Source organism: Providencia sp. PROV268 (assembly GCF_028477805.1).
GTDB classification, from domain to species: Bacteria; Pseudomonadota; Gammaproteobacteria; order Enterobacterales; family Enterobacteriaceae; genus Providencia; species Providencia stuartii.
This window is the reverse complement of sequence record NZ_JAMPLW010000006.1, coordinates 124997-147800: the sequence shown is the minus strand read 5'-3', so window position 1 is coordinate 147800 and position 22804 is coordinate 124997. Positions and strand designations below refer to the sequence as shown.

The following is a 22804-nucleotide window of genomic DNA, read 5'->3' as shown; positions in this document are numbered from 1 at the left end:
AACTTTTTTATAGTGGTTTTCAGATTGATCGACTTCACAATTTTATTCTTTTAATAAAATATCTCGCGTATTCTAAATAAGCCTTCTATTAACCACTATATAGGTAATTTAATTATATTGTGATGCTATTATAATTAAAACGTCAGGTAATAATCACGATTTGATATCGATAAATTTAAGATAAGTTAGGGTTATTGGGCGATTTAGCATGTTTTCATTTAAAGGCAGTGAAAACATTTTTTAGCTTATCGATTGTATTTTAGTCATGACATAATATTGACAAAGGGGATAAATAGGTGGTGTATTTAATAGATGAGTTTTAACACGATTCTGATTGATAGTTTTAATTGGATTATTTATCCTGCTGAGAGCCATCAAAATGAGGAATGAGTATGCCAACAGTTGATATAACTGACCTACTAGGTTATTCCATTATCAATACCATAAATATGATTTTTAACCCATTGGAGTATTTCTGCCAGGAAAACATGATTGAGAGTATGGGCACCTTGTTGCTATCTTTTATGATTTAATCACCTTACTGCTTGAAACCACTATTTTAATGATCAAAAAACGATAGTGGTATTTAGTAAAGCAAGTAAAAAATGATTGTTAACTAATTGATAGTATTGGGTTTTTGTAATTATGACGCTTTTTTTAATTTATCCTATCAATAAAAACATTATTCTCTAACAAAACTCCCCCTTATAGATAAATATTGTAAATAAAATAATCAATCAAATGATTATTATTTTATCGATATGAATGATGTGGCATAGCGCTTTATTACGTGTGTGGTTTTTTATTGTGTGTGGTGCATCACAAAAAATAATTACTATTCAAAATGGCATTGTTTTTATCTTTAATCGACGGATAGTTGTGGCTGTTACCGCAATGGTTTCTACTGATTTTGTGATTAATAAAGATGATTAATAGGGAGTTAATAGATATTACCGTCATTAATTATCAATAAATAATTAATAGGTAAGATTAAACAAAAACAGTATCGCCAAAGAAATATAAAAAATTTTTGTTAACCAGAAAGTAAATAATTTTTTCACTATTGAATGAGGGTAATTATGCCAGGATCTCTATTTCCTCAAGATTTTCTGTGGGGTGGTGCAATAGCGGCAAATCAAGCGGAGGGGGCTTGTTTTGAAGGGGGGAAAGGACTCAGTATTGCAGATGTTATTCCTTATGGAGCTAACAGGCATCCGGTAAAAATGGGGATCGAAAAACGTTTTAAATTACGAGATGATGAATATTACCCAAGCCATTTGGCAATTGATTTTTATCATCAATACAAGCGTGATATTGCGCTAATGGTAGAAATGGGATTTTCGGTGTTTCGCACATCGATTGCATGGAGCCGTTTATTTCCGCGTGGGGATGAAGTCACTCCAAACCCAGAAGGTATCGCCTATTATCTCGACTTATTTAATGAATGCAAAAAATATCATATTGAACCGCTAGTAACCTTGTGCCATTTTGATGTTCCGATGCATTTGGTCACTGAGTATGGCTCATGGCGTGACCGGAAGATGATTGATTTTTTTGTGACCTATGCCAAAGCCTGCTTTGAAGCATTTGATGGGATAGTGAAATATTGGCTGACATTTAATGAAATTAATTTGCTATTGCATACGCCGTTTTCATCATCAGGGTTAGTCTTTGAAGCGGGGGAAAATAGCGAACAAGTTAAATATCAAGCCGCTCATCATCAATTAGTTGCTAGCGCATTAGCGACAAAAATAGCCCACGAAGTCAATGCTCAAAACCAAGTTGGCTGTATGCTTGCAGGTGGTGGATATTACCCTTGGTCGCCTAAACCAGAAGATGTATGGGCGGCAATGGAAAAAGATCGTGAAAACTTGTTTTTTATTGATGTACAGGTGCGTGGGTATTATCCCGCCTATGCACAACGTGTTTTTCGTGAAAACAAGGTGACACTTCTGGTCACGGAAGAGGACGAGCAAATCCTTAAAAATACCGTCGATTTTGTTTCGTTTAGTTATTATGCCTCTCGTTGTGCCTCAGCGGATATGGGGGATGGTACAAACCCGTCGATTAATGCTGCACAATCTTTAAGCTCTCCGTATATAAAACAGAGTGAGTGGGGGTGGGGAATTGACCCTCTCGGTTTAAGATTAACCGCAAACATGCTCTATGATCGCTATCAAAAACCATTATTTCTAGTAGAAAATGGTTTGGGGGCGCATGATAAGTTAAATGAGGATGGTGAAATTATTGATGATTATCGAATCGATTACCATCGTTCACACATTCAAGCTTTAGGTGATGCTATCGCTGATGGTATCCCCATTATGGGATATATTTCATGGGGATGTATTGATTTAGTCTCTGCTTCAACAGGCGAAATGAGTAAACGATATGGTTTTGTGTATGTTGATAAGGATGATCAGGGAGCTGGCTCACTAACAAGGATACGTAAAAAATCTTTTTGGTGGTATAAAAAAGTGATAGCAAGCCATGGTAATGATTTGTATTAATTGCTTTTTTCCATATTAAAACATAAAAAAAAGAGTCCCTTTAGGGACTCTAACTGAATGAAATCACTACTACATGATTTGTTCTTTACAGCGATATTATAATTATGCAATCGGTACTATAGCATATCTACGTACATGATGAAGACGTTAGTTTTTAATAAATATCTTAGCTTTTCGTTGATACATAGCTTAAATATATAATGTTTATATGATAATAACTTAAGTATTCAACTTAGCATGTTATTTTATATTACAAGCGTAATATTTTGTTACGCGCTATATCAGATAGGAAATGATATAACACTGGTACTAATAAATTCCCTGGTATTAGAATTCAGTATTCAACTGGTTAAATATTATACTTTTATTTTTGCGAATATTATTATTTACTATTTTATGGTGTAACGACATTGATACTGGTTAATGTGATTAAAGAACATCAACATTAATTTTTATTCCTCAATGATGAGATATCTCTCCCTTCGTTTGACTTGACACTAATGTACCGTATAAATCCGATGATAAAAATGTGAACTGTGTATCAAAACACACGTCAAGTGTTAATATTTTTAAAGATATTAATATTGCTTATGTAAAATTTTCTTGTGTATTCAATAGATTGGCTTTTTGGCTTATGTAATAAATAGACATGAATTGAAGGAGATTAACAATATTCATCAATGGGTTGAAGAAAAGAGGGCGTGCTGGTTTATTAAGAGTGATTTATTACTAAGCCAAAAAGGTGAGCTGATAAAGGTTAAGTTGCATACTACAGGCGTCAAAAGAGATTATTCTTTCTTATCAGATTGTTCACGGCAAAATTGATCCCAGATGATGTTGAAGTTGTCGTTAGGAAAAATATTTCCAGAACGTTCAATTAAAGGGATAGAAACGACATTTCTTCCATCTTGGTGCATATATGTTTTGACGAGGAATCGTTTATAGCCAAAGGAATTTTCGCTTTTAAAAACGAGTACCTCACCACATACATAACCGAGTATTCCGTGATCGAGTGTTTGCCGAATTTCATAGTAATGAACATTTTTATATTCGGCGGTTTCGGGAAATGTAAGGAAATCCTCCACTGCTTTTTGTGATTTTTTAACGATATCCAGATCAGGGGTATAATTTGCCATCATGCCAGCAACAAATGAGCCGCCTGCGATAAGAGCAATAATTAAATATGAAAATATATTCTTTTTCATGAAGTTACTCTTTTTATATTTGAATAATAGTAGTGATTTTAGAATTAGGCGATATTAAGGTAGCATAAGCATAGGCGTGTTTATATGGGGATGAAATAACAATAGTCAATTAAAGACAAAGGGTTACAATTAATAATAAATTGTTATGTTAAGTTTATTTGAATAGTTATTGTTATTTTAAATTTTTTATTGATGACTGTATGTACTTTAAATGAAAAATAATCAAAAAATGATTTAATGATTATTTTTCATTATTGTTGCCATATTTATCGCTTCTATTAATTGTGAACGATTAATTCTAGGGCTATTACTATCGAGTAGTTGTTGCCATAGGCTAATGGCTTTTTCATAGTTGGCGTGCATAAAGGCGTCTGAGGCTAATAGCATTAAAGCGGTCACTTCATGTTTATCAATGGATAATGCATGCTCTATTACTTGCATTGTATCTTCAGTCATCTGTTGCCCCGCTTGATAATAGAGCACAGTCGCGATAGCTGAATAAAGTTGCGCGTTTTCTCCTGTATATTTAAGTGCTTGGTTATAGGCAATCAAGGCATTGTCATAGCTATTTTGATATAAATAATATTCACCGAGGATTGCCCAAAGGTCACCATTTTGGGGGGATTGTCGAATATTATTTTGTAAGCGTATCAGATCACTTTGTTGTTGCTGTAGTGGGGTCAATATATGTAATGGGTCTGAGATGCGCTGGTATTCATGATAAGTGGCGCTAAAGCGCGGTAGAAAAAAATACCCTGCTATTGTAAGGAGCAGTAATAGAGCTACGCATAAATGGATAGCATAATAAGAAAGGGTATCGTTGCGCTTCACTTCGGCGTGCTGTGATGGAATTTCATGAGTTAATTGTATGGACAGCTTAGACGCCGGAGTAATGGTAGCTTCCGTTGAATTATGTTGATTTGTTCGCGGTACTGAGGCTCTTTTTTTTATTAAATAATAGAGCAGGGCGATGACAAAGATGAATCCGATAAACGGCAGGCTCCAGAGTACAATGGTTCCCATGTGTAATGGCGGATTGTAGAGTACAAAATCACCGTATCGCTCTGTCATATAAGAGCGTATTTCAGCTTCAGTTTTCCCTTCCGCTACCATTTTATACACTTGATGGCGCATACTGACAGCGGTAGGGGCATTGGATTCGAGCAGGTTTTGATTTTGGCACTGAGGGCAGCGTAATTGAGCCGCAATTTGTAATGAAGTTGTTTGCTGTTCTGCGGTAGCAAATTGCCAAGTATCCACAATGTCGGCTTTGGCTATATTCGTCGCCATAAGTAATAATGTTAGAACAACATAATGCAAGAGTTTATTCATGCTGACTTCGCCCTTTAAACCACCCAATAAAGAGACCGATGCACATGATAAAAGCCCCTCCCCAGATCCACTGGATACCATCTTGCACATAGAATCGTAGCGCATAGCGGTTATTTCCCGTCTTTTCACCTAATACGGCGTACCAATTTCGCATCCATCCCCAGTGCATACCAGGTTCAATCATTATCTGTTGGCGAGCGGTATAAAATCGACGTTCAGTCTCAAGGTGTGTAATAAATGTATCTTTTTGATAAACGGCAATGAGCGCTTTTTCAGTGGTGTAATTGGATTGAGTATCCAACTGTAATTGCTTGAAATTAAATTGATAACCGGCGAGTGAAACGGTGTGATTAACTGTCATATTGGCACTGATTTCTTGTTTGCTTACAGTAGAAAAAGCAATACCAGTGGCAAAAATAATCACGCCAGTGTGTGCAAGTAATGAGGCTAGTCGCTTCTGTATTTCATTGAGAGGGCGTAGCCATAATAGCAACAGTAAGCCAACCATTATAGCCGTTGCGCTCGCGATAAATTTAGCATCACTCCATCGCAAAAGTAGGGCGATTACAGCGGCAATGATGCTAACAGACAAACGCCAACGGAAAAAAGAGCGGGTAGATGATTTGAGGCTCCCCACGGCCCAAGCGCCGATAACCATCAGCATAATTAAGCCAAAAGGCAGTAATGTTTGGTTAAAATAAGGCGCTCCGACTGATATCTTTCCCCACCCAAGTAGGCTGTAGAGCATGGGATATAGCGTGCCGACTAACACAATAAACAGGACAACCACAAATAAAATCAATGTCATCTGTAAATAGATTTCGCGTAGGGTTAATGCCCGTTTAGAGGCTGATGCTGCGGGTTTCGCCTTACAACCATAAATAAGTAAGGCGACGATGCTCATGCTAATAAATAATAAAAATAATGGTATTGCACGAACATTATCTAGGGCAAATGCATGGACTGACACGAGTATGCCCGAACGAACAATAAGCGTGCCAAGTAATGATAAAATAAATGTGACTATGGCTAAGATCATCGACCAATGGCGGTAACTTCCCTGTTTTCGCGAAGCCGCTAAACTGTGTAGTAGGGCGGTTGCCGCTAGCCAAGGCAACAGTGAGGCATTCTCGACAGGATCCCAAAACCACCAACCGCCCCATCCTAATTCGCTATAGGCCCACCATGAGCCTAGCGTGATCCCCATGGTAAGTATGCACCAACTTGGTACGGCCCAACGCCAACAAACCCATGCAATAGTTTGGCTGAAATTTCCAGCAATCAGCGAAGCCAAAACGCATGATGTGACGACCATCAAGCCGCTATAACCCAAGTAAAGTAGCGGAGGATGTAAAATAAGCCCCCAATGTTGCAACATTGGGTTGAGGTCGCGACCTTCAATCGCGGGCGGAAAGATCCGCATAAAAGGGTCTGAATAGAGCACGATAAACCAAAGTAGCGCTGCGCTCATTGCGGCAAGAATAGCTAAGGTTAAAGCAAAAAAGGGGTGATCTTGTTTGCGATAGCGCCAAGCGAATAACAGATGCCAAGTCGACAGTAAAAGCACCCAAAGAAGGAGTGAACCTTCATGCCCACCCCAAACCGCCGCTATTTTTATTAATAAAGGGGATAAACGGTGGCTATGTTGAGCAACATACACCACCGAAAAGTCACTTTGAATAAAGGAAATAGTTAGGCAAAGAAACGCAATAACGAGAAATATAAATTGCAGAGTAGACCAATAAACCCCAAGTAAGCGTGATTTTTGGGTGTGTTTGTAGGTACTAACCAACCCAAACAAGGCATGAAAATTGGTTATGCAGAGTGTTAACAGCAAGCTAATAAACCCGATTTCAGGGAGTATAAGTTCCAATGAGCACCTTGTTTGTGTTAATTAAGCGACCGTTAATTGCCCTGCATAAAGGACAAAGAAACGTAATAAAAAGACCCCAACCAAACTCGCACTACTGACAAAAACCACTCGGGCGGCACTTTGGCTATTATTGACCCATTTTTTCAAGGCCAGTGGGATCATAAAACCAATGCCAACCACACCAATCCAAAACCACCAAGTCCAAAAGCCTCCACCAAGTGCTGCGATAAGCGCGCGCATTTTGCCATCATCCCCTAATGCTAAACCGACAAAGAAAGCCGCTAATAAGAAGATTTCCAGCCAAACGACAAAGCCTTCAACGCGATGTAGAAAATGCGCTTCTGGGTTATGGACATTTTGGCGATAGCGCAATGCTAAAGCAATGAGCGCGACGGCAAGCCCCGATGAGATCCCTGAAAAGAGAAAGAGAGCAGGTAAGATAGGGTTATTTAAGAATGGATAGGATTTTAACGCGGAAAGTAAAAAACCGGTATAAGCCCCTAATAATACCGCCAGTACGAGCATGGTGATTTCAATGGCACGTATAGCAGGTGTGAATAAATTTAATAATGAGCGAATAAAGCCAAAACGCGGTAGCCATTTTTGCTGTATTGCGACCAGTTCAGTTTCGAAAACTTTAGCTAACCAGACAACGAGTACCACCATGTAGACTTGGAAGAGCATAACCCCCATCGACATGACGGAGGTCGGACTGTAGTGGAACATCAATTTCCAAAAGGTCCATGGGCGTGTTAAATGGAAAATTAAAATGAGTAATCCCAAAATAACGGTCGTCGGTGCCAGAAATAGAGTGGCTCTCATTAGTGTGCTCTTACTGGTTGCTTCAGACGGATAATATTGACGCAATAGCACGGCAAGCACCACTAACCCTGCTGAAATACCAATTAGAAAGAGGTAAACGGCAATGGGCCAATCCCAAACTAAAGATTCAAAATGGAAAGCAGAAGCAGTTGTCATTGGCTAACCTCCCCATATTTGAACGGAACTCGGTACATTTTGGGGCGAGTACCGAGGGCTATTTTATAGCGATACGTGGTTTTTTGACGCAACATAAGAGAAATATCACTGTTAGGATCATCCAGATTGCCAAAGACCAATGCCTTGGTTGGACAGGCTTCGACACAAGCCGGTTGTTTACCTTTTTTCAAGTTTGTTTTTCGGCAAAAATCACATTTGTCGGCAGTTTTATTGACTGGGTGAATGAATCTTACTCTGTAAGGGCAAGCCGCAATACAATATTGGCAACCAACACATAGGTCTGGGTTAACATCGACAATCCCTGTCGTTTTATCAATAAATGATGCGCCCGTTGGGCAAACATCGACACAAGGTGCATGCTCACAGTGCTGACATGAATGCCGGAAAAAGCGATATTTGATATCTGGGAAGTGACCAATTGGCTCGCTGCGAATAATGGTTAGCCGAGAAACCCCTTCAGGGACTTGGTTGACTTCTCGACAGGCATCCATACAAGCAGTACAACCTATGCATAAGGTTTCATCGTGGATCATGCCGTAACGTACGCCATCCACTTTCATCGTATTTGCGAGGCTATGGAGTGTCGCACCTCCTGACGCCGCCAAGGCTCCTGCATAAATAATAAACTGACGACGCGAACAACTCATGGCTGCTCCTTAAGCAATTTTACCGCCGCTGGATTGAAGTCAGGGTTATTACGTTGGTCTGAGTGACAATCAACACAAATTTTTACGCGACCTTTGTCATTAAGTGTTTTCATCGTATCTTGTTTTGGATGCAGATCATGGCAACTGGCACAGGCAACTTTAGTCACATGAACATCGTGTGGCCAAAACGCTTTTTGTAGCTGTTCGGGTAAGTGACATGACATACAGACACTATTTTGTTGCTCCACGCTATACATAGGGTGGTTAAACCGCATCACATCTTTAGCCCCCTCACGGTGATGAGGGCCTGGGTTACCATGGCAGTTGGTACAGGTAACGGGAAGGTTATTATTAGGGTTAATGACCGATGCGTGAGTGCCATGCATACCTTCTTTGTCGGGTTTATGACAATCCAAACAGGCTGCATCTGGGTTACGTTGCTGAGTAACAACCCAACGTTCACCCGTCTCTGTCGCGGGAGGTGTCGCAGTAGAGGCTGCAATGCTCCATAACAAGCTTAATGCCAGCCCCCCAGCAGTGAATAACGAACGTAGTACGCTCATATTAACTCCATTGGTTATACCGCCTCTGTATGAGGCGGATCACGGTTATTGGCTTAACAGGTTGTTTTTACGAGCTTGCGCATCCCATTCGGGCACGACAGTTTTCAAAAACTCTTGTTTTTCAGCGTTGATTTTTTGCATATCCAGACCAATTGCTTGTTGCGCTTTTTCTTTGGTTGAAATGTCTGGAATAGCAATTTCATGTGTAATGCCTTTAGCACCTAATAGACGAACGAGTTTGGTGCGAGCATCAGCAGCTTTGTTCATTGCGCCACCGAGCATGCGCAAGCCTTCCTCTGGTGCGTGCATATGAATACCATGAGATGCAATAGCTAAATCCCAGCGCCATTGTGCATGGCGAATATCAGCTAAAATGGGCGCCATCTCTTTTTCGGTTGCCCCTGCATCCCAAGCTGCTTTAGCTTCAAAATGGGCATGAACAAGTTGATCTTCCACTTTGATTTTCATCTCTTGGATAGCTTGTTTGCGCTCGGCAACGACAGCTTGTAGCTCTTGCTTGCTTTGGGTATGGCAGTTACGACAGGTTTGTTCGAAATTATCGAATGGATTACCTATCTTATGGCTGGTGTAGAGCTCGCCTTTTTCATTTTGTAATTTAGGCATGTGGCAGTCTATACAGGTCACGTTGTTTTTACCGTGGATCCCCGCACTCCATGTTTCATACTCTGGGTGCTGTGCTTTTAACATAGGGGCTTTCGACAGTGAGTTTGTCCAGTCAGAGAAGGCGATATTGTCATAATAGACTTCCATATCCTCCACTTTCGTACCGTTATCCCAAGGGAATTTGACGGATTTATTTTCCCCTGCAAAGTAGTACTCAACGTGGCATTGCCCACACACCATAGATTGCTGATCAAAACGACTGGCTTTATCGAAGGGTTTACCAATCGCTTCCATGGCTCGAGCGGCATAAGGACGGGTGAGTGTTAAAGCGGGCTGGCCTTGCGCGAATTCTGGAGAGTCGGTTTTGTGGCAGTCAGCACACCCTAGTACGTTAACAATTTCAGGCCCACCTTTAGCCCATTTACCGTGGAAATATTCATCTTCCCCTTGCTCTTGGATAAGTCTGGCGACATCTGGGCTTTTACAGCTCCAACAAGCCATAGGGAGAGGGCCATCTTGTGCATCTTTCGGTGCACCAGTACGTAGTGTTTCTCGTACGTCAATTAAAGCATAAGCATGGCCTCGAGGCTTGTTGTAATCACGTGAAAAAGGGTAGCCAGCCCAGAGGATCACCAACCGGGGGTCTTCTGCCAGCGCATCTTCACGTTGTGATTGTTCGGATGTTGCACGCCACGAGTGATATTGATCAGGGTGAGCCTGAGCAAAGGATTCATTTTTAGTATTTATTGTTGATGATGCTTCCTTTGATGCAGTTTGTGCATGAACAGCAGGGGTTAACAACCATATCCCAGCCACCAAACTGAGTAAGTACAAAGTCCTGTTGATTATCTTTGCCATAAGGGCCTCGAGTGATATAAGCCAGCCATCCCATTGGCTGTGATATTATTATTTATAGGTGATGGCATAGGTTTTGATGCCATCATGACATGCTCAAGGAATAGCTCTAACAAATAACAACACTTAAAATATTGTTTTTGATCAAAGCTAAATTTACTAAAAGAAATGTCATTAAAATAATGTGATTAATATCGAATCGCGAATGTAAATTAGGAAAGAAAACATTGAGTCAGTTAAAATAAATGAGAGCAAAGCATTTAAGCGTCACTTTCATGTGAGTGAGGGTTTTTATTTATTGAATTCATATTGAAAGGCTTTATTATCAGTAGGATATGACTAAGTAATCTGCTTATCTATTATTTAACTAATAACCAAAGTGTGCAGCACCTCTAATATTTTCAATGTGGATATTCATCGTTGATGACTATAACTACTACTTTAGTGGTAGTTTATAATGTTATATATATGAGGGTTTCATGAAACATTAGGATTAATTTGGTTTCTCATATTTAAAAAATGTTAATATTTTTTGTTTGAAGATAATTTATTTAAGTTCTAGTCAATAAGTTACATCGTTATTTCAAATAATACTTTCTGTATAAATTATTTCATTCTAAATAGCACATGCATTAATGTTACCTATTAGGTGGTATGTATTTTTTTACTCTCTATCGATAAGATTCTGCGTGAATACACATATAATAATTGCGGTTAATTTTTACTTTTTGCATTAATTTTGTTTGGGCAATGTTAAGGAAATCAACATGGCTGATATCACCCGTCGGGGAGTGTTGACTGGTGCATGGCGTCGCGCCGCACCCGTTATTCGACCGCCATGGAGTCGTAGTGAAGATCATTTCATTGAAAGTTGTACTCGTTGCAACCATTGCCTGACGCATTGTGAAACCTCAATTTTAATATCTGGCCCCGGTGGCTATCCCGTTGTTGATTTTTTGCAAGGGGAGTGCACGTTTTGTTATGCCTGTGCTGCCGCTTGCCCTGAGCCAATATTTCTTCCACAACTCTCCCAACCTTGGGATATTTCCATCTCAATTGCTCAAACCTGTCTGGCATATCGCTCTATTGAATGTCGGCGATGCGAAGACAATTGTGAGCCACAAGTGATCGCGTTTCGCCCATCACTGAGTGGAATTTATCAGCCCAATATTGATAAGCAAGGTTGTACAGGTTGTGGTGCCTGTGTTGCCGGTTGCCCCGTATCAGCCATTACTTTGGAGCATGAAAATGCGCAATAGCTGGCAAGTATGTAGTTTGATTGTACAAGTAAAAAGTGAACAGGCTTGCGCTGTGACGGCAGCTTTAAATCAATTACCCGGTTGTGAGGTGGCTATCAGTTCACCGGAAACAGGCAAATTGATTGTTGTTGTCGAGTCAGAACACAGTCGCACCCTGATTGAGACTATTGATTCAGTACGCAATGTTAATGGTGTGCTGGCTGTTTCGCTGGTTTACCACCAGCAGGATGAGCAATGTGAGGAAAATGATGAAACTCAGTCGTCGTAGCTTCATGAAAGCCAATGCTGTTGCGGCCGCTGCTGCGGCGGCAGGTATTGGCGTTCCGAGTATCGCTAAAGCGGTCGTCGGGCAACAAGAGGCCATCAAATGGGATAAAGCACCTTGCCGCTTCTGTGGTACAGGTTGTGGTGTACTTGTGGGAACGCAAAATGGTCGCATTGTGGCGAGCCAAGGTGACCCAGAAGCGCCAGTTAACCGTGGCTTAAACTGTATTAAAGGCTATTTTTTACCGAAAATCATGTACGGTAAAGATCGCTTGACTCAGCCATTGCTGCGAATGAAAGACGGTGAATATGACAAAAATGGTGAATTTACCCCGGTGACTTGGGAAAAAGCCTTTGATGTCATGGAAGAAAAAGTAAAAACCACATTAAAAGAGCGCGGCCCTGAAGGGATTGGCATGTTCGGTTCAGGCCAATGGACTGTGTGGGAAGGTTATGCTGCATCAAAATTGTTTAAAGGTGGCTTCCGCTCTAACAACTTAGACCCTAACGCACGCCATTGTATGGCCTCAGCGGTTGTTGGTTTCATGCGTACTTTTGGTATGGATGAACCTATGGGCTGTTATGATGACATCGAGCAAGCCGATGCATTTGTGCTTTGGGGTTCGAACATGGCAGAAATGCATCCTATCCTATGGTCACGTATTACCAACCGGCGTTTATCTGACCCTAATGTGCGTGTTGCTGTACTCTCCACATTTAAGCATCGTAGCTTTGAGTTAGCTGATAACGGTATTGTCTTTACCCCACAGTCTGACTTAGTGATCCTCAATTATATTGCTAACTATATTATTCAAAATGATGCGGTGAATCAGGAATTCTTCGATAAACACGTTAACTTACGTCGAGGAACAACGGACATCGGTTATGGATTGCGTCCTACTCATCCATTAGAACAAAGTGCTAAAAACCCAGGTTCAGATGCCTCTGTGCCGATGGCTTGGGAAGAATATAAGGCCTTTGTGGCTGAATACACATTAGATAAAACCGCTGAAATGACAGGGGTGCCGAAAGATCAGCTAGAAGAACTAGCAAAATTGTATGCAGATCCAAACACAAAAGTCGTCTCTTATTGGACAATGGGCTTCAATCAGCATACTCGTGGTGTTTGGGCGAATAACCTCTGTTATAACTTGCACTTACTGACAGGTAAAATTTCTCAGCCGGGTTGTGGTCCGTTCTCATTGACGGGGCAGCCGTCTGCGTGTGGTACTGCTCGTGAAGTCGGTACGTTTGCCCATCGCTTACCTGCCGATATGGTGGTAACGAATGAAAAACACCGCGAAAAAGTGGAGCAAGTTTGGCAACTCCCCGCCGGCACGATCCCAGAAAAAGTTGGCTTACATGCCGTGGCGCAAGACCGTGCCTTAAAAGACGGCACGCTTAACTTTTATTGGGTCATGTGTAACAACAACATGCAGGCAGGCCCCAATATTAATCAAGAGCGGATGCCGGGCTGGCGTGACCCACGCAATTTTATTGTTGTTTCTGATCCTTATCCAACCGTGAGTGCTATCGCCGCAGATTTGATTTTGCCAACCGCCATGTGGGTAGAAAAAGAGGGGGCTTACGGGAATGCGGAGCGCCGGACACAATTTTGGCGTCAGCAAGTGAAAGCGCCGGGAGAAGCAAAATCTGACTTATGGCAAATGGTGCAATTTGCCCGTCGCTTTAAAACGGAAGAGGTTTGGCCTGAAGAGTTACTGGCTCAAAAACCGGAGTATCGCGGTAAAACCCTGTATGACGTGCTGTTTGCTAACCAAGCGGTTACCAAGTTCCCGATCACTGAGCTAGCTGAAGATCAGCTCAATGATGAGTCACGCGAATTGGGCTTCTATCTACAAAAAGGGTTATTTGAAGAGTACGCCAGTTTTGGTCGCGGTCATGGTCATGACCTTGCGCCTTTCGATGATTATCACAAAGCACGCGGTATCCGTTGGCCTGTGGTCGATGGCAAAGAGACGCAATGGCGTTACAGCGAAGGCCATGACCCCTATGTCAAAGCCGGTGCGGGTTATCAATTCTACGGTAAGCCAGATGGTAAAGCGGTCATTTTTGCATTGCCGTTCGAACCCGCGGCGGAAGTACCTGATAAAGAATATGACTTATGGCTATCAACGGGGCGTGTGTTGGAGCATTGGCATACCGGCAGTATGACTCGTCGTGTACCAGAACTGCACCGAGCTTTTCCTGAATCACAGGTCTTTATCCATCCTCTAGATGCGAAAGAGAGAGGGTTACGTCGTGGTGATAAGGTAAAAGTGATTTCACGCCGTGGTGAAGTGACCACTATTGTGGAAACACGAGGGCGTAACCGACCACCAAAAGGATTGGTGTATATGGCTTTCTTTGACGCATCTCAGTTAGTTAATAACTTAACGCTGGATGCAACAGACCCACTCTCTAAAGAGACGGATTACAAAAAATGTGCCGTTAAATTGGAAAAGGTGTAATTGCATATGTCCCAGAAACCTAAACCTCAAAATAGTCGTCGCCGTTTCTTACGCGATGCCGTTCGTGCGGCAGGCGGATTGGCGGCGGTTGGTGTGGTACTGGGCTTACAGCAACAAACTTCCCGCGCGAGTGGAATTCGTCTCCGCCCGCCGGGAGCCATTAATGAAAATGCATTTGCGAGTGCGTGTGTTCGTTGTGGGCAGTGCGTACAAGCTTGCCCTTATGACATGTTGAAATTAGCAACATTAGCATCAGGACTGGCAGCGGGAACGCCTTATTTTATTGCGCGAGAAAACCCTTGTGAAATGTGTGAAGAGATCCCGTGCGCCAAAGTGTGCCCGAGTGGTGCACTGGATAAAGAGATTGAGTCTATCAATGACGCACGAATGGGGTTGGCAGTGTTACTTGATCAGGAAAACTGTCTCAATTTTCAAGGGTTGCGCTGTGATGTGTGTTATCGCGTTTGCCCGCTAATTGATGAGGCTATCACGCTGGAGCTTGAGCAAAACCACCGTACGGGGAAGCATGCACGTTTTTTACCAACAGTGCATAGTCAAGCTTGTACGGGATGTGGTAAGTGCGAGCAGGCTTGTGTCCTCGAAGAAGCGGCCATTAAAGTCCTGCCGTTAACGCTTGCGAAAGGTGAATTGGGGCATCACTACCGTTTTGGTTGGCTGGAGGGAAATAATGGCAAATCGTAAACGTGATGCCGGACGCGAAGCGCTGGCGAAAAAGGGCTGGTGGCAGAGCCATAAATGGTTATGGATGCGTCGTATCAGTCAACTATTGGTAATCGCGATGTTTTTGAGTGGACCTTGGTTTGGGGTCTGGATCTTACATGGTAATTACAGTAGCAGTTTATTGTTAGATTCAATCCCGCTCACTGACCCTTTGATCACGTTAGAAAGTCTTGCTAGTGGCTATTTACCTGCTATTTCGACATTAATTGGTGCAGCAATAGTATTGCTAGTTTATGCATTACTTGGAAAACGTATTTTTTGCAGTTGGGTTTGCCCTGTAAACCCTGTTACGGATGCGGCAGCATGGTTACGCCGTAAGCTCGATTTTAATCAATCCGCAACGATCCCTCGTTATATCCGTTATGTGTTGCTTGTGGTGATTTTAATCGGCTCTGCGGTAACAGGGACTTTATTGTGGGAATGGATCAACCCCGTTTCATTAATGGGCCGAAGCCTCATCTTCGGTTTTGGTAGCGGTGCTTTATTGCTGCTCGCCTTATTTTTATTCGATTTACTCGTTGTGGAGCATGGCTGGTGTGGTCACCTTTGTCCTCTCGGTGCCTTATATGGGATCGCCGGTTGTAAAGGGGCACTGATGGTCACAGCGATAAACAAGCAAAATTGTACTCGCTGTATGGATTGCTTTCACATTTGTCCGGAGCCGCAAGTTTTGCGTACCCCGGTTTTAGATAAACAGGCCCCAGCATTCATTTCGGATAAGGACTGCATAACATGCGGTCGTTGTATCGATGTGTGTTCTGAGGATGTTTTTAAAATAACACTACGATGGAGTTCGGGAGCGAAATCATGAAAACCCATGCCCTGATTAAGACAATGAGCCGTTGGATGGCGGTAATAGGACTCGTTGCCTCGAGCCTTGCTTGGGCGACAAATGGCGTTGATCTGTCTAAGTCACCAGAAGTTTCTGGTACTCAAGAAGGTGGCATTCATATTCCTAAAGAGCAGGAAAGAATGGCTTTAAACTATGTGAATCAACCTCCAATGATCCCACATAGCGTTGATGGTTATCAAATTACCACCAATACAAATCGCTGCTTACAATGCCATGGTGTTGAAAGTTATCGAACAACAGGGGCGCCTCGCGTTAGCCCGACACACTTCGTGGATGCTACGGGGAAAGTATTAGGTGGCGTAGCACCAAACCGCTACTTCTGCCTACAGTGCCATGTGCCGCAGTCCGATACTTCACCGATTGTGGAGAACACATTTACCCCATCCAAAGGTTTTGGGAAATAAGAGGCCGACATGGGAAACAATAACGCTAAGCCTGGTGTGATCCGTAGAGTGTGGCAATGGTGGCGACGCCCGAGCCGTTTGGCTTTGGGAACCTTACTATTGATTGGTTTTGTTAGTGGCGTCATTTTTTGGGGCGGCTTTAATACGGGAATGGAAATGGCTAATACTGAAGAATTTTGTATTAGCTGCCATGAGATGCGTGAAAACGTGTATGAAGAGTATATGGAAACGATCCACTACACCAACCGTAGTGGTGTTCGAGCAACCTGTCCTGATTGCCATGTACCTCATGAGTTCGGACCTAAAATGGTCAGAAAGATTAAAGCCAGCAAAGAGCTTTATGGCAAAGTATTCGGCATCATTGATACACCACAAAAATTTGAAGAGCACCGTTTAGCCATGGCGCAAAATGAGTGGCGACGGATGAAAGATAATAACTCTCAGGAGTGCCGTAATTGCCACAATTTTGAATACATGGATTTTACGGCACAAAAAAGCGTGGCAGCCAAAATGCATGATCAGGCCATTGTTGATGGAAAAACCTGTATTGATTGCCATAAAGGGATAGCTCATAAGCTACCTGATATGCGCGAAGTTGAGCCGGGTTTTTAAATGGAAAAGCGTCACTCAGGAAGGTTGATTAAATGGGATCACGCCTGAGAAGCATAGAGGCTAGTCAACAGTTAATGGTTTGACTAGCCTCAGTTTATATTTGTGCTATATCAATAAACCCATTGTTATTACGTGTATTGTATATTGCAGCAGCGCAAAGTTTGCCTGAGATATGATCTGGAGCCTTTAAATATGTGGAAAAAGCTTCACCAACTTGCTATTCCTGCCAATCTCTACCAACTATGTGGGCGGTTGACCCCTTGGTTTATTACCCTGAGCGTGATTTTTTTAGCACTAGGTTGGGGATGGGGATTCGGATTTGCGCCCGCCGATTATCAGCAAAGTGATAGCTATCGCATTATGTACCTCCATGTTCCAGCAGCAATGTGGTCAATGGGGATCTATGCCATTATGGCGTTCGTCGCTTTTGTTGGTCTTGTTTGGCAAATGAAAGTGGCTGAATTAACGATTGCTGCTATGGCACCTATTGGTGCGGTATTTACCTTTATTGCCTTAGTCACGGGGGCAACGTGGGGCAAACCCATGTGGGGCGCATGGTGGGTATGGGATGCACGTTTAACCTCAGAACTTATTCTCTTTTTTCTGTATGTTGGCATTATCGCGCTTTGGCATGCATTTGATGACCGCCGGACAGCAGGAAAAGCTGCGGCGATCTTAGTCTTAATTGGTGTGATTAATTTACCTATCATCCATTATTCCGTTGAATGGTGGAACACATTACATCAGCCTTCAACGCGAATGCAGCAAAGTATTAACCCTGCAATGCGCACACCTTTGCGTTTGGCTATCTTAGGCTATCTATTTTTATTTATTTCTCTGACGCTGGTGCGTTTGCGCAACCAATTATTACTACTGGAGCGTAACCGCCCATGGGTTATGGATATCGTGAATAAGAAGGGGCGTAAATAATGAGTCGTGCATTTGCATCTTGGGCGGATTTTTTTGCAATGGGCGGTTATGCCTTTTATGTCTGGCTGGCAGTTCTATTGACGGTAACACCGCTATTGCTGTTGTGTATTCACACCGTTTTACAACGCAAAATGATTATAAATTCCATCACTGCACAGCAAGCAAGAGAAGCAAGACAGAAAGCAGCACGAGCGCGTCGGGAGGCTGAGTGAATATTCGTCGTAAAAATAGATTATGGCTAGTTTGTTCCATTCTAATTGGTGTGGGGTTAATGGTCGCGCTGCTTTTATATGCACTTCGCTCCAGTATCGACCTATTTTATACCCCCGGTGAGATCATTTATGGGAAGCGAGAAACCCAGCAGATACCTGAAGTTGGCCAACGCTTACGTGTCGGGGGAATGGTGATGCCAGGTACTGTTCAGCGTGATCCGGACTCCCTGAAAGTCACCTTTACGGTGTATGACGCGGAAGCGGAAGTTGATGTGAGCTATGAGGGAATTTTGCCTGATCTGTTTCGAGAAGGGCAAGGGGTAGTTGTCCAAGGGGAGCTGGCTGAAAACCATCATATCATTGCCAAAGAAGTGCTCGCTAAACACGATGAAAATTATACGCCACCCGAAGTTGAGCAAGCGATGCAGGAAAATCACCGTCGACCTGCCGCGGCTTATAAGGATAACGCACTATGATCCCTGAGGTTGGCAATATACTGCTATGCCTAGCGTTAGGTATTGCAGTATTACTCTCTATCTATCCATTATGGGGCGTATCTCGTCACGATGAGCGCTTAATGCGGGCTTCAAGGCCTCTTGCTTGGCTACTGTTTTTGTGTGTGGCTGGCGCATTTTTAGTGCTAGTCAACGCCTTTGTCATAAATGATTTTTCAATTACTTATGTTGCAAATAACTCCAACACGCAATTACCTGTTTGGTATCGGGTTGCGGCAACATGGGGTGCGCATGAAGGTTCACTGCTGTTGTGGGTGCTATTGATGAGCGGCTGGACGTTTGCGGTTGCATTATGTAGCTACCGCATGCCGCTGGATATTGTTGCTCGTGTTTTAGCAGTAATGGGGATGGTGAGCGTCGGGTTTCTGTTGTTCATCATTTTCACCTCTAACCCCTTTTCGCGCACCTTGCCCTCCTTCCCAATTGAAGGACGTGACTTAAATCCGCTCTTGCAAGATCCCGGCCTGATTTTCCATCCACCATTGCTGTATATGGGGTATGTTGGCTTTTCAGTCGCCTTCGCATTTGCTATCGCGGCGTTGCTTAGTGGCCGGCTGGATAGTTCATTTACCCGTTTCGCTCGCCCTTGGACGATGGCTGCGTGGTTTTTTTTAACGCTCGGCATCATGTTAGGTTCGGCTTGGGCCTATTATGAGCTAGGCTGGGGCGGCTGGTGGTTCTGGGATCCCGTTGAAAATGCGTCGTTTATGCCTTGGTTAGTAGGAACCGCGTTAATTCACTCGCTGGCGGTGACAGAGCAGCGAGCGACATTTAAGGCATGGTCTTTATTGCTATCGATATTTGCGTTTTCACTTTGTTTACTCGGTACTTTCCTCGTACGTTCAGGGGTGCTGGTTTCTGTGCATGCCTTTGCATCTGACCCCTCGAGAGGACTCTTCATTCTCGCCTTTATGGTCTTAGTTATCGGTGGCTCATTGCTGCTGTTTGCCATAAGAGGTCACAAGGTTCGTTCTCGTGTTAATAATGCGCTTTGGTCTCGGGAATCAATGCTACTGGCGAATAACGTCATCCTAACCGCTGCAATGCTGGTCGTGTTATTAGGCACCTTACTGCCTTTAGTTCACAAACAAATTGGTTTAGGCAGTATTTCGATTGGTGAGCCCTTCTTTAATACCATGTTTATCGCGCTAATGGTGCCATTCGCACTCTTACTGGGGATTGGGCCTCTAGTGCGTTGGGGGAGAGACCGCCCCGCAGCGATTAGAAAATTACTCTTAATGGCCTTGCTCGTGACCTTGATATTGTCATGCCTACTGCCATGGCTAATGCAAGATAGATTAGAAGCGTTGACCGTGCTTGGTTTAATGATGGCTTGCTGGATAGCATTACTGGCGTTCGCCGAAATGCGTGTACGTATTAGTAAAAAAATCAAGCTCACACCAAGTTATTGGGGAATGGTACTTGCACATTTAGGTTTAGCAGTAACCATTGTGGGGATTGCCTTTAGTCAAAATTACAGCATTGAACGTGATGCCAAAATGAAGCCCGGTGAAAGTGTGGTTATTCGTAATTATACCTTTGTCTTTAATGGGGTACATGAAGCGAATGGCCCGAATTATCAGGGGGTGATAGGGAATATTGACGTTAAGAAAAATGGTGAATTACTCACTAAATTACAGCCTGAAAAACGTTTTTATAGCACCAGCCGTGCCGTGATGACCGAAGCGGCTATCGATGGGGGAATAACCCGAGATTTGTATGCTGCATTAGGAGAAGAGGTCGGTAAAGAGGTATGGACTATGCGCCTTTACTACAAACCTTTTGTGCGCTGGATTTGGTCGGGAGGCATTTTAATGGCTGCTGGAGCGCTATGCTGCCTATTTGATCCGCGCTATCGTCGCCGTAAACCCGTGCAGGAGGCTGCATGAACCGCAAAGTTTTCTTGATCCCTTTTATTATTTTCGCTGTTATTGCCGCCGTTTTGTTATGGCAATTGATGCGTAATGCCGAAGGGGATGACCCTCGTTTACTTGAATCTGCATTAGTGGGTAAACCGGTGCCTGTGTTCCGTTTAGAGTCACTTGAAAACCCCGGTCAACATTATGAGTCAAATGTATTGATTCAAGGGAAACCTATCCTCTTAAATGTTTGGGCGACATGGTGCCCTACTTGTCGCGCTGAACATAAATACCTCAATCAGCTTGCTGCCGAAGGTGTACGCGTGGTGGGGTTAAACTATAAGGATGATCGCAATAAGGCGATTGTTTGGTTGCGCGAACTTGGTAACCCTTATGCTTTAAGTCTTTTTGATGGTGAGGGCATGTTAGGCCTTGATCTGGGCGTTTATGGGGCTCCTGAAACCTTCTTAATCGATGGCAATGGGATTATTCGTTATCGGCATGCAGGCGAAATGGATGAGCGTGTCTGGAATAAGGAAGTGAAACCATTATGGGAACGCTATAGCAAGGAGGCCAGCCAATGAAATATGTTATTGGTTTGCTGATGCTAGCGGTTAGTGCAAGTAGTGCTTTTGCGGCGACTGAAGTTTTTACCTTTGATAATGAGCAGCAAGAGCAGCAATTTCGTAAGTTAACAGAAGAGTTACGTTGCCCGAAGTGCCAAAACAATAGCATTGCAGACTCAAACTCAATGATTGCTTTAGATTTACGGCAAAAAGTGTATGAGTTGATGAAAGAAGGCAAGAGCCGCGATGAAATCGTTGACTATATGGTGGCACGTTACGGCTATTTTGTGACGTACAATCCTCCATTGACGCCATTAACGGCCATCTTATGGGGATTACCTTTTGCAGCCATGATTGTCGGTGGGTGGATCATTTACGCACGTACTAAAAAACGTGTTCGCATAAAACAAGATGTTCCAAATGATCAGCAACATACCGCTTCAATAAAGCCAACGCGCTCAACTGGGTGGGTGTATGTCCCGGGGGTGATCATGGCTTTCGGAATTGGGGCCGCGGCTTATTATCAGGTAGGCAGTTATGGCAAAGTTGCAGATTGGCATTTAGCTTACCAACAGGCGCCAGCGTTGCTTGACAGAGCGTTAGATCCCTCAGAGCCACCACTTAATCTTGAAGAAATGGAGCGCCTTGCGTTAGGTTTACGTACTCGTTTGCAGGATGAGCCTCAAAATGCCGATGCATGGGTGATGCTAGGTCGGATTGGCATGGTATTAAATAATGCCACGATGGCGACAGATGCTTATGAGCGGGCTTATCGACTCAAGCCGAATGATGATAACGTGGCGCTAGGGTATGCCGAAGTGTTAACGCGTTCGTCTGATCCAGAAGATAATCGCATTGGTGGTGAGTTATTGCGTAAGCTGATTGCTGAAAATAGGACCAATATTAAGGCATTAAGCATGTTTGCTTTTAATGCATTTGAGCAGGCTCGTTATGCAGAAGCCATCTCAGCTTGGCAGATGATGCTGCAATTATTACCTGAAAATGATCAGCGACGAACAGTCATTGAGCGCAGTATTGAACAAGCATTGATGATGGTGCATGAGAAAAAAACAGTTCAATAGTGGGTTGTTAACTGATTCAAAGCACTAAAACGGGAGCAATCGCTCCCGTTTTTATATTCTGCGTACCATTTTTTGATTTTATTTTTCTCGATACGTTTTATTTAAATGGTGGTCATTTTTAGTTTGAATCGATTCAATATTGAAATTAGGCGATTAAAATTGAAAAATAAGTAATTTATTTATTTAAAATCCTTTATAGTTAATTATTAATAATAAATTAACTTGGTTCCTTGTAAGCTATTGAAGTTAATATTTAATTTTATTTAATCTTATGATTGTTTTATAAGTAATATAATTATTATTTTATGATTAAATTAAATGATGATTAGATTACTTAATGCTTTCCTATTTTGTTTTGCATTAAAAACTAAATTTACCTTAACGTAATATGCTTTTGCTTTTTTTTGTTTTAGCTTTTGTGTTTTTTG

At 42.7% G+C, this 22804-nt stretch carries 21 protein-coding genes; 14 read left to right on the top strand and 7 right to left on the bottom strand.

Annotated elements, in window-relative coordinates; genetic code table 11:
• The first annotated feature begins 1079 nt into the window (after positions 1–1079).
• Positions 1080–2510, top strand: a complete 1431-nt coding sequence (gene ascB, locus PR699_RS05860; RefSeq protein ID WP_014656463.1) for a 6-phospho-beta-glucosidase — start codon at positions 1080–1082, stop codon at positions 2508–2510.
• Positions 2511–3298: 788 nt separating this feature from the next.
• Here the strand turns inward: ascB and PR699_RS05855 are convergent.
• The 7 genes from PR699_RS05855 to nrfA all read right to left on the bottom strand — a co-directional run bounded on the left by PR699_RS05855 (position 3299) and on the right by nrfA (position 10611).
• Entirely contained in the window at positions 3299–3715 is a 417-nt protein-coding gene (locus PR699_RS05855) for a hypothetical protein (RefSeq protein ID WP_004922246.1), read from the bottom strand.
• Between the two features lie 234 nt (positions 3716–3949).
• Positions 3950–5047: a heme lyase NrfEFG subunit NrfF gene (gene nrfF / locus PR699_RS05850; RefSeq protein WP_014656462.1), complete on the bottom strand. Its 1098-nt coding sequence runs from the start codon at positions 5045–5047 to the stop codon at positions 3950–3952.
• Positions 5040–6920 carry a heme lyase CcmF/NrfE family subunit gene (locus PR699_RS05845; RefSeq protein WP_014656461.1) on the bottom strand — a complete coding sequence of 627 codons (1881 nt, stop codon included), beginning with the start codon at positions 6918–6920 and terminating at the stop codon, positions 5040–5042. Before PR699_RS05845 ends, nrfF begins: the two co-directional genes overlap by 8 nt.
• Before the next feature lie 21 nt (positions 6921–6941).
• On the bottom strand, positions 6942–7898 hold the full coding sequence (gene nrfD / locus PR699_RS05840) for a cytochrome c nitrite reductase subunit NrfD (protein WP_004922237.1): 957 nt from the start codon (positions 7896–7898) through the stop codon (positions 6942–6944).
• On the bottom strand, positions 7895–8566 hold the full coding sequence (gene nrfC / locus PR699_RS05835; protein ID WP_004922233.1) for a cytochrome c nitrite reductase Fe-S protein: 672 nt from the start codon (positions 8564–8566) through the stop codon (positions 7895–7897). Before nrfC ends, nrfD begins: the two co-directional genes overlap by 4 nt.
• Positions 8563–9129, bottom strand: a complete 567-nt coding sequence (gene nrfB / locus PR699_RS05830; RefSeq protein ID WP_014656458.1) for a cytochrome c nitrite reductase pentaheme subunit — start codon at positions 9127–9129, stop codon at positions 8563–8565. Before nrfB ends, nrfC begins: the two co-directional genes overlap by 4 nt.
• A gap of 45 nt (positions 9130–9174) precedes the next feature.
• Positions 9175–10611, bottom strand: a complete 1437-nt coding sequence (gene nrfA, locus PR699_RS05825; RefSeq protein ID WP_041705038.1) for an ammonia-forming nitrite reductase cytochrome c552 subunit — start codon at positions 10609–10611, stop codon at positions 9175–9177.
• Between the two features lie 764 nt (positions 10612–11375).
• On the opposite strand from nrfA, the gene napF reads away from it, so the two are divergent.
• From napF to PR699_RS05760, 13 genes are all read left to right on the top strand, one after another.
• Complete coding sequence (napF, locus tag PR699_RS05820; RefSeq protein WP_004922221.1) at positions 11376–11867, top strand: ferredoxin-type protein NapF; 492 nt, start codon at positions 11376–11378, stop codon at positions 11865–11867.
• Positions 11857–12135: a chaperone NapD gene (gene napD / locus PR699_RS05815; RefSeq protein ID WP_014656456.1), complete on the top strand. Its 279-nt coding sequence runs from the start codon at positions 11857–11859 to the stop codon at positions 12133–12135. The genes napF and napD overlap by 11 nt, the downstream gene beginning before the upstream one ends.
• Positions 12116–14602, top strand: coding sequence for a nitrate reductase catalytic subunit NapA (napA, locus tag PR699_RS05810; protein WP_014656455.1), 2487 nt, complete (start codon positions 12116–12118; stop codon positions 14600–14602). The genes napD and napA overlap by 20 nt, the downstream gene beginning before the upstream one ends.
• A gap of 6 nt (positions 14603–14608) precedes the next feature.
• Positions 14609–15304 (top strand): ferredoxin-type protein NapG, encoded by a 696-nt coding sequence (napG, locus tag PR699_RS05805; RefSeq protein ID WP_004922210.1) that lies wholly within the window; start codon positions 14609–14611, stop codon positions 15302–15304.
• Positions 15291–16154, top strand: coding sequence for a quinol dehydrogenase ferredoxin subunit NapH (napH, locus tag PR699_RS05800; RefSeq protein WP_004922205.1), 864 nt, complete (start codon positions 15291–15293; stop codon positions 16152–16154). Before napG ends, napH begins: the two co-directional genes overlap by 14 nt.
• A complete protein-coding gene (gene napB, locus PR699_RS05795; RefSeq protein WP_004922202.1) occupies positions 16151–16600 on the top strand; it encodes a nitrate reductase cytochrome c-type subunit in 450 nt (149 codons plus the stop codon). The genes napH and napB overlap by 4 nt, the downstream gene beginning before the upstream one ends.
• A 9-nt stretch (positions 16601–16609) precedes the next feature.
• Complete coding sequence (napC, locus tag PR699_RS05790; RefSeq protein ID WP_004922200.1) at positions 16610–17212, top strand: cytochrome c-type protein NapC; 603 nt, start codon at positions 16610–16612, stop codon at positions 17210–17212.
• 192 nt (positions 17213–17404) lie between these two features.
• Positions 17405–18142, top strand: coding sequence for a heme ABC transporter permease (locus PR699_RS05785; RefSeq protein ID WP_004922196.1), 738 nt, complete (start codon positions 17405–17407; stop codon positions 18140–18142).
• A complete protein-coding gene (ccmD, locus tag PR699_RS05780; protein WP_004922193.1) occupies positions 18142–18354 on the top strand; it encodes a heme exporter protein CcmD in 213 nt (70 codons plus the stop codon). The genes PR699_RS05785 and ccmD overlap by 1 nt, the downstream gene beginning before the upstream one ends.
• Entirely contained in the window at positions 18351–18830 is a 480-nt protein-coding gene (gene ccmE / locus PR699_RS05775) for a cytochrome c maturation protein CcmE (protein WP_014656454.1), read from the top strand. Before ccmD ends, ccmE begins: the two co-directional genes overlap by 4 nt.
• Positions 18827–20758: a heme lyase CcmF/NrfE family subunit gene (locus PR699_RS05770; protein WP_272572930.1), complete on the top strand. Its 1932-nt coding sequence runs from the start codon at positions 18827–18829 to the stop codon at positions 20756–20758. The genes ccmE and PR699_RS05770 overlap by 4 nt, the downstream gene beginning before the upstream one ends.
• Positions 20755–21312 (top strand): thiol:disulfide interchange protein DsbE, encoded by a 558-nt coding sequence (dsbE, locus tag PR699_RS05765; RefSeq protein WP_014656451.1) that lies wholly within the window; start codon positions 20755–20757, stop codon positions 21310–21312. The genes PR699_RS05770 and dsbE overlap by 4 nt, the downstream gene beginning before the upstream one ends.
• Complete coding sequence (locus PR699_RS05760) at positions 21309–22376, top strand: cytochrome c biogenesis protein CcmH (protein ID WP_014656450.1); 1068 nt, start codon at positions 21309–21311, stop codon at positions 22374–22376. Before dsbE ends, PR699_RS05760 begins: the two co-directional genes overlap by 4 nt.
• Positions 22377–22804: the final 428 nt, after the last annotated feature.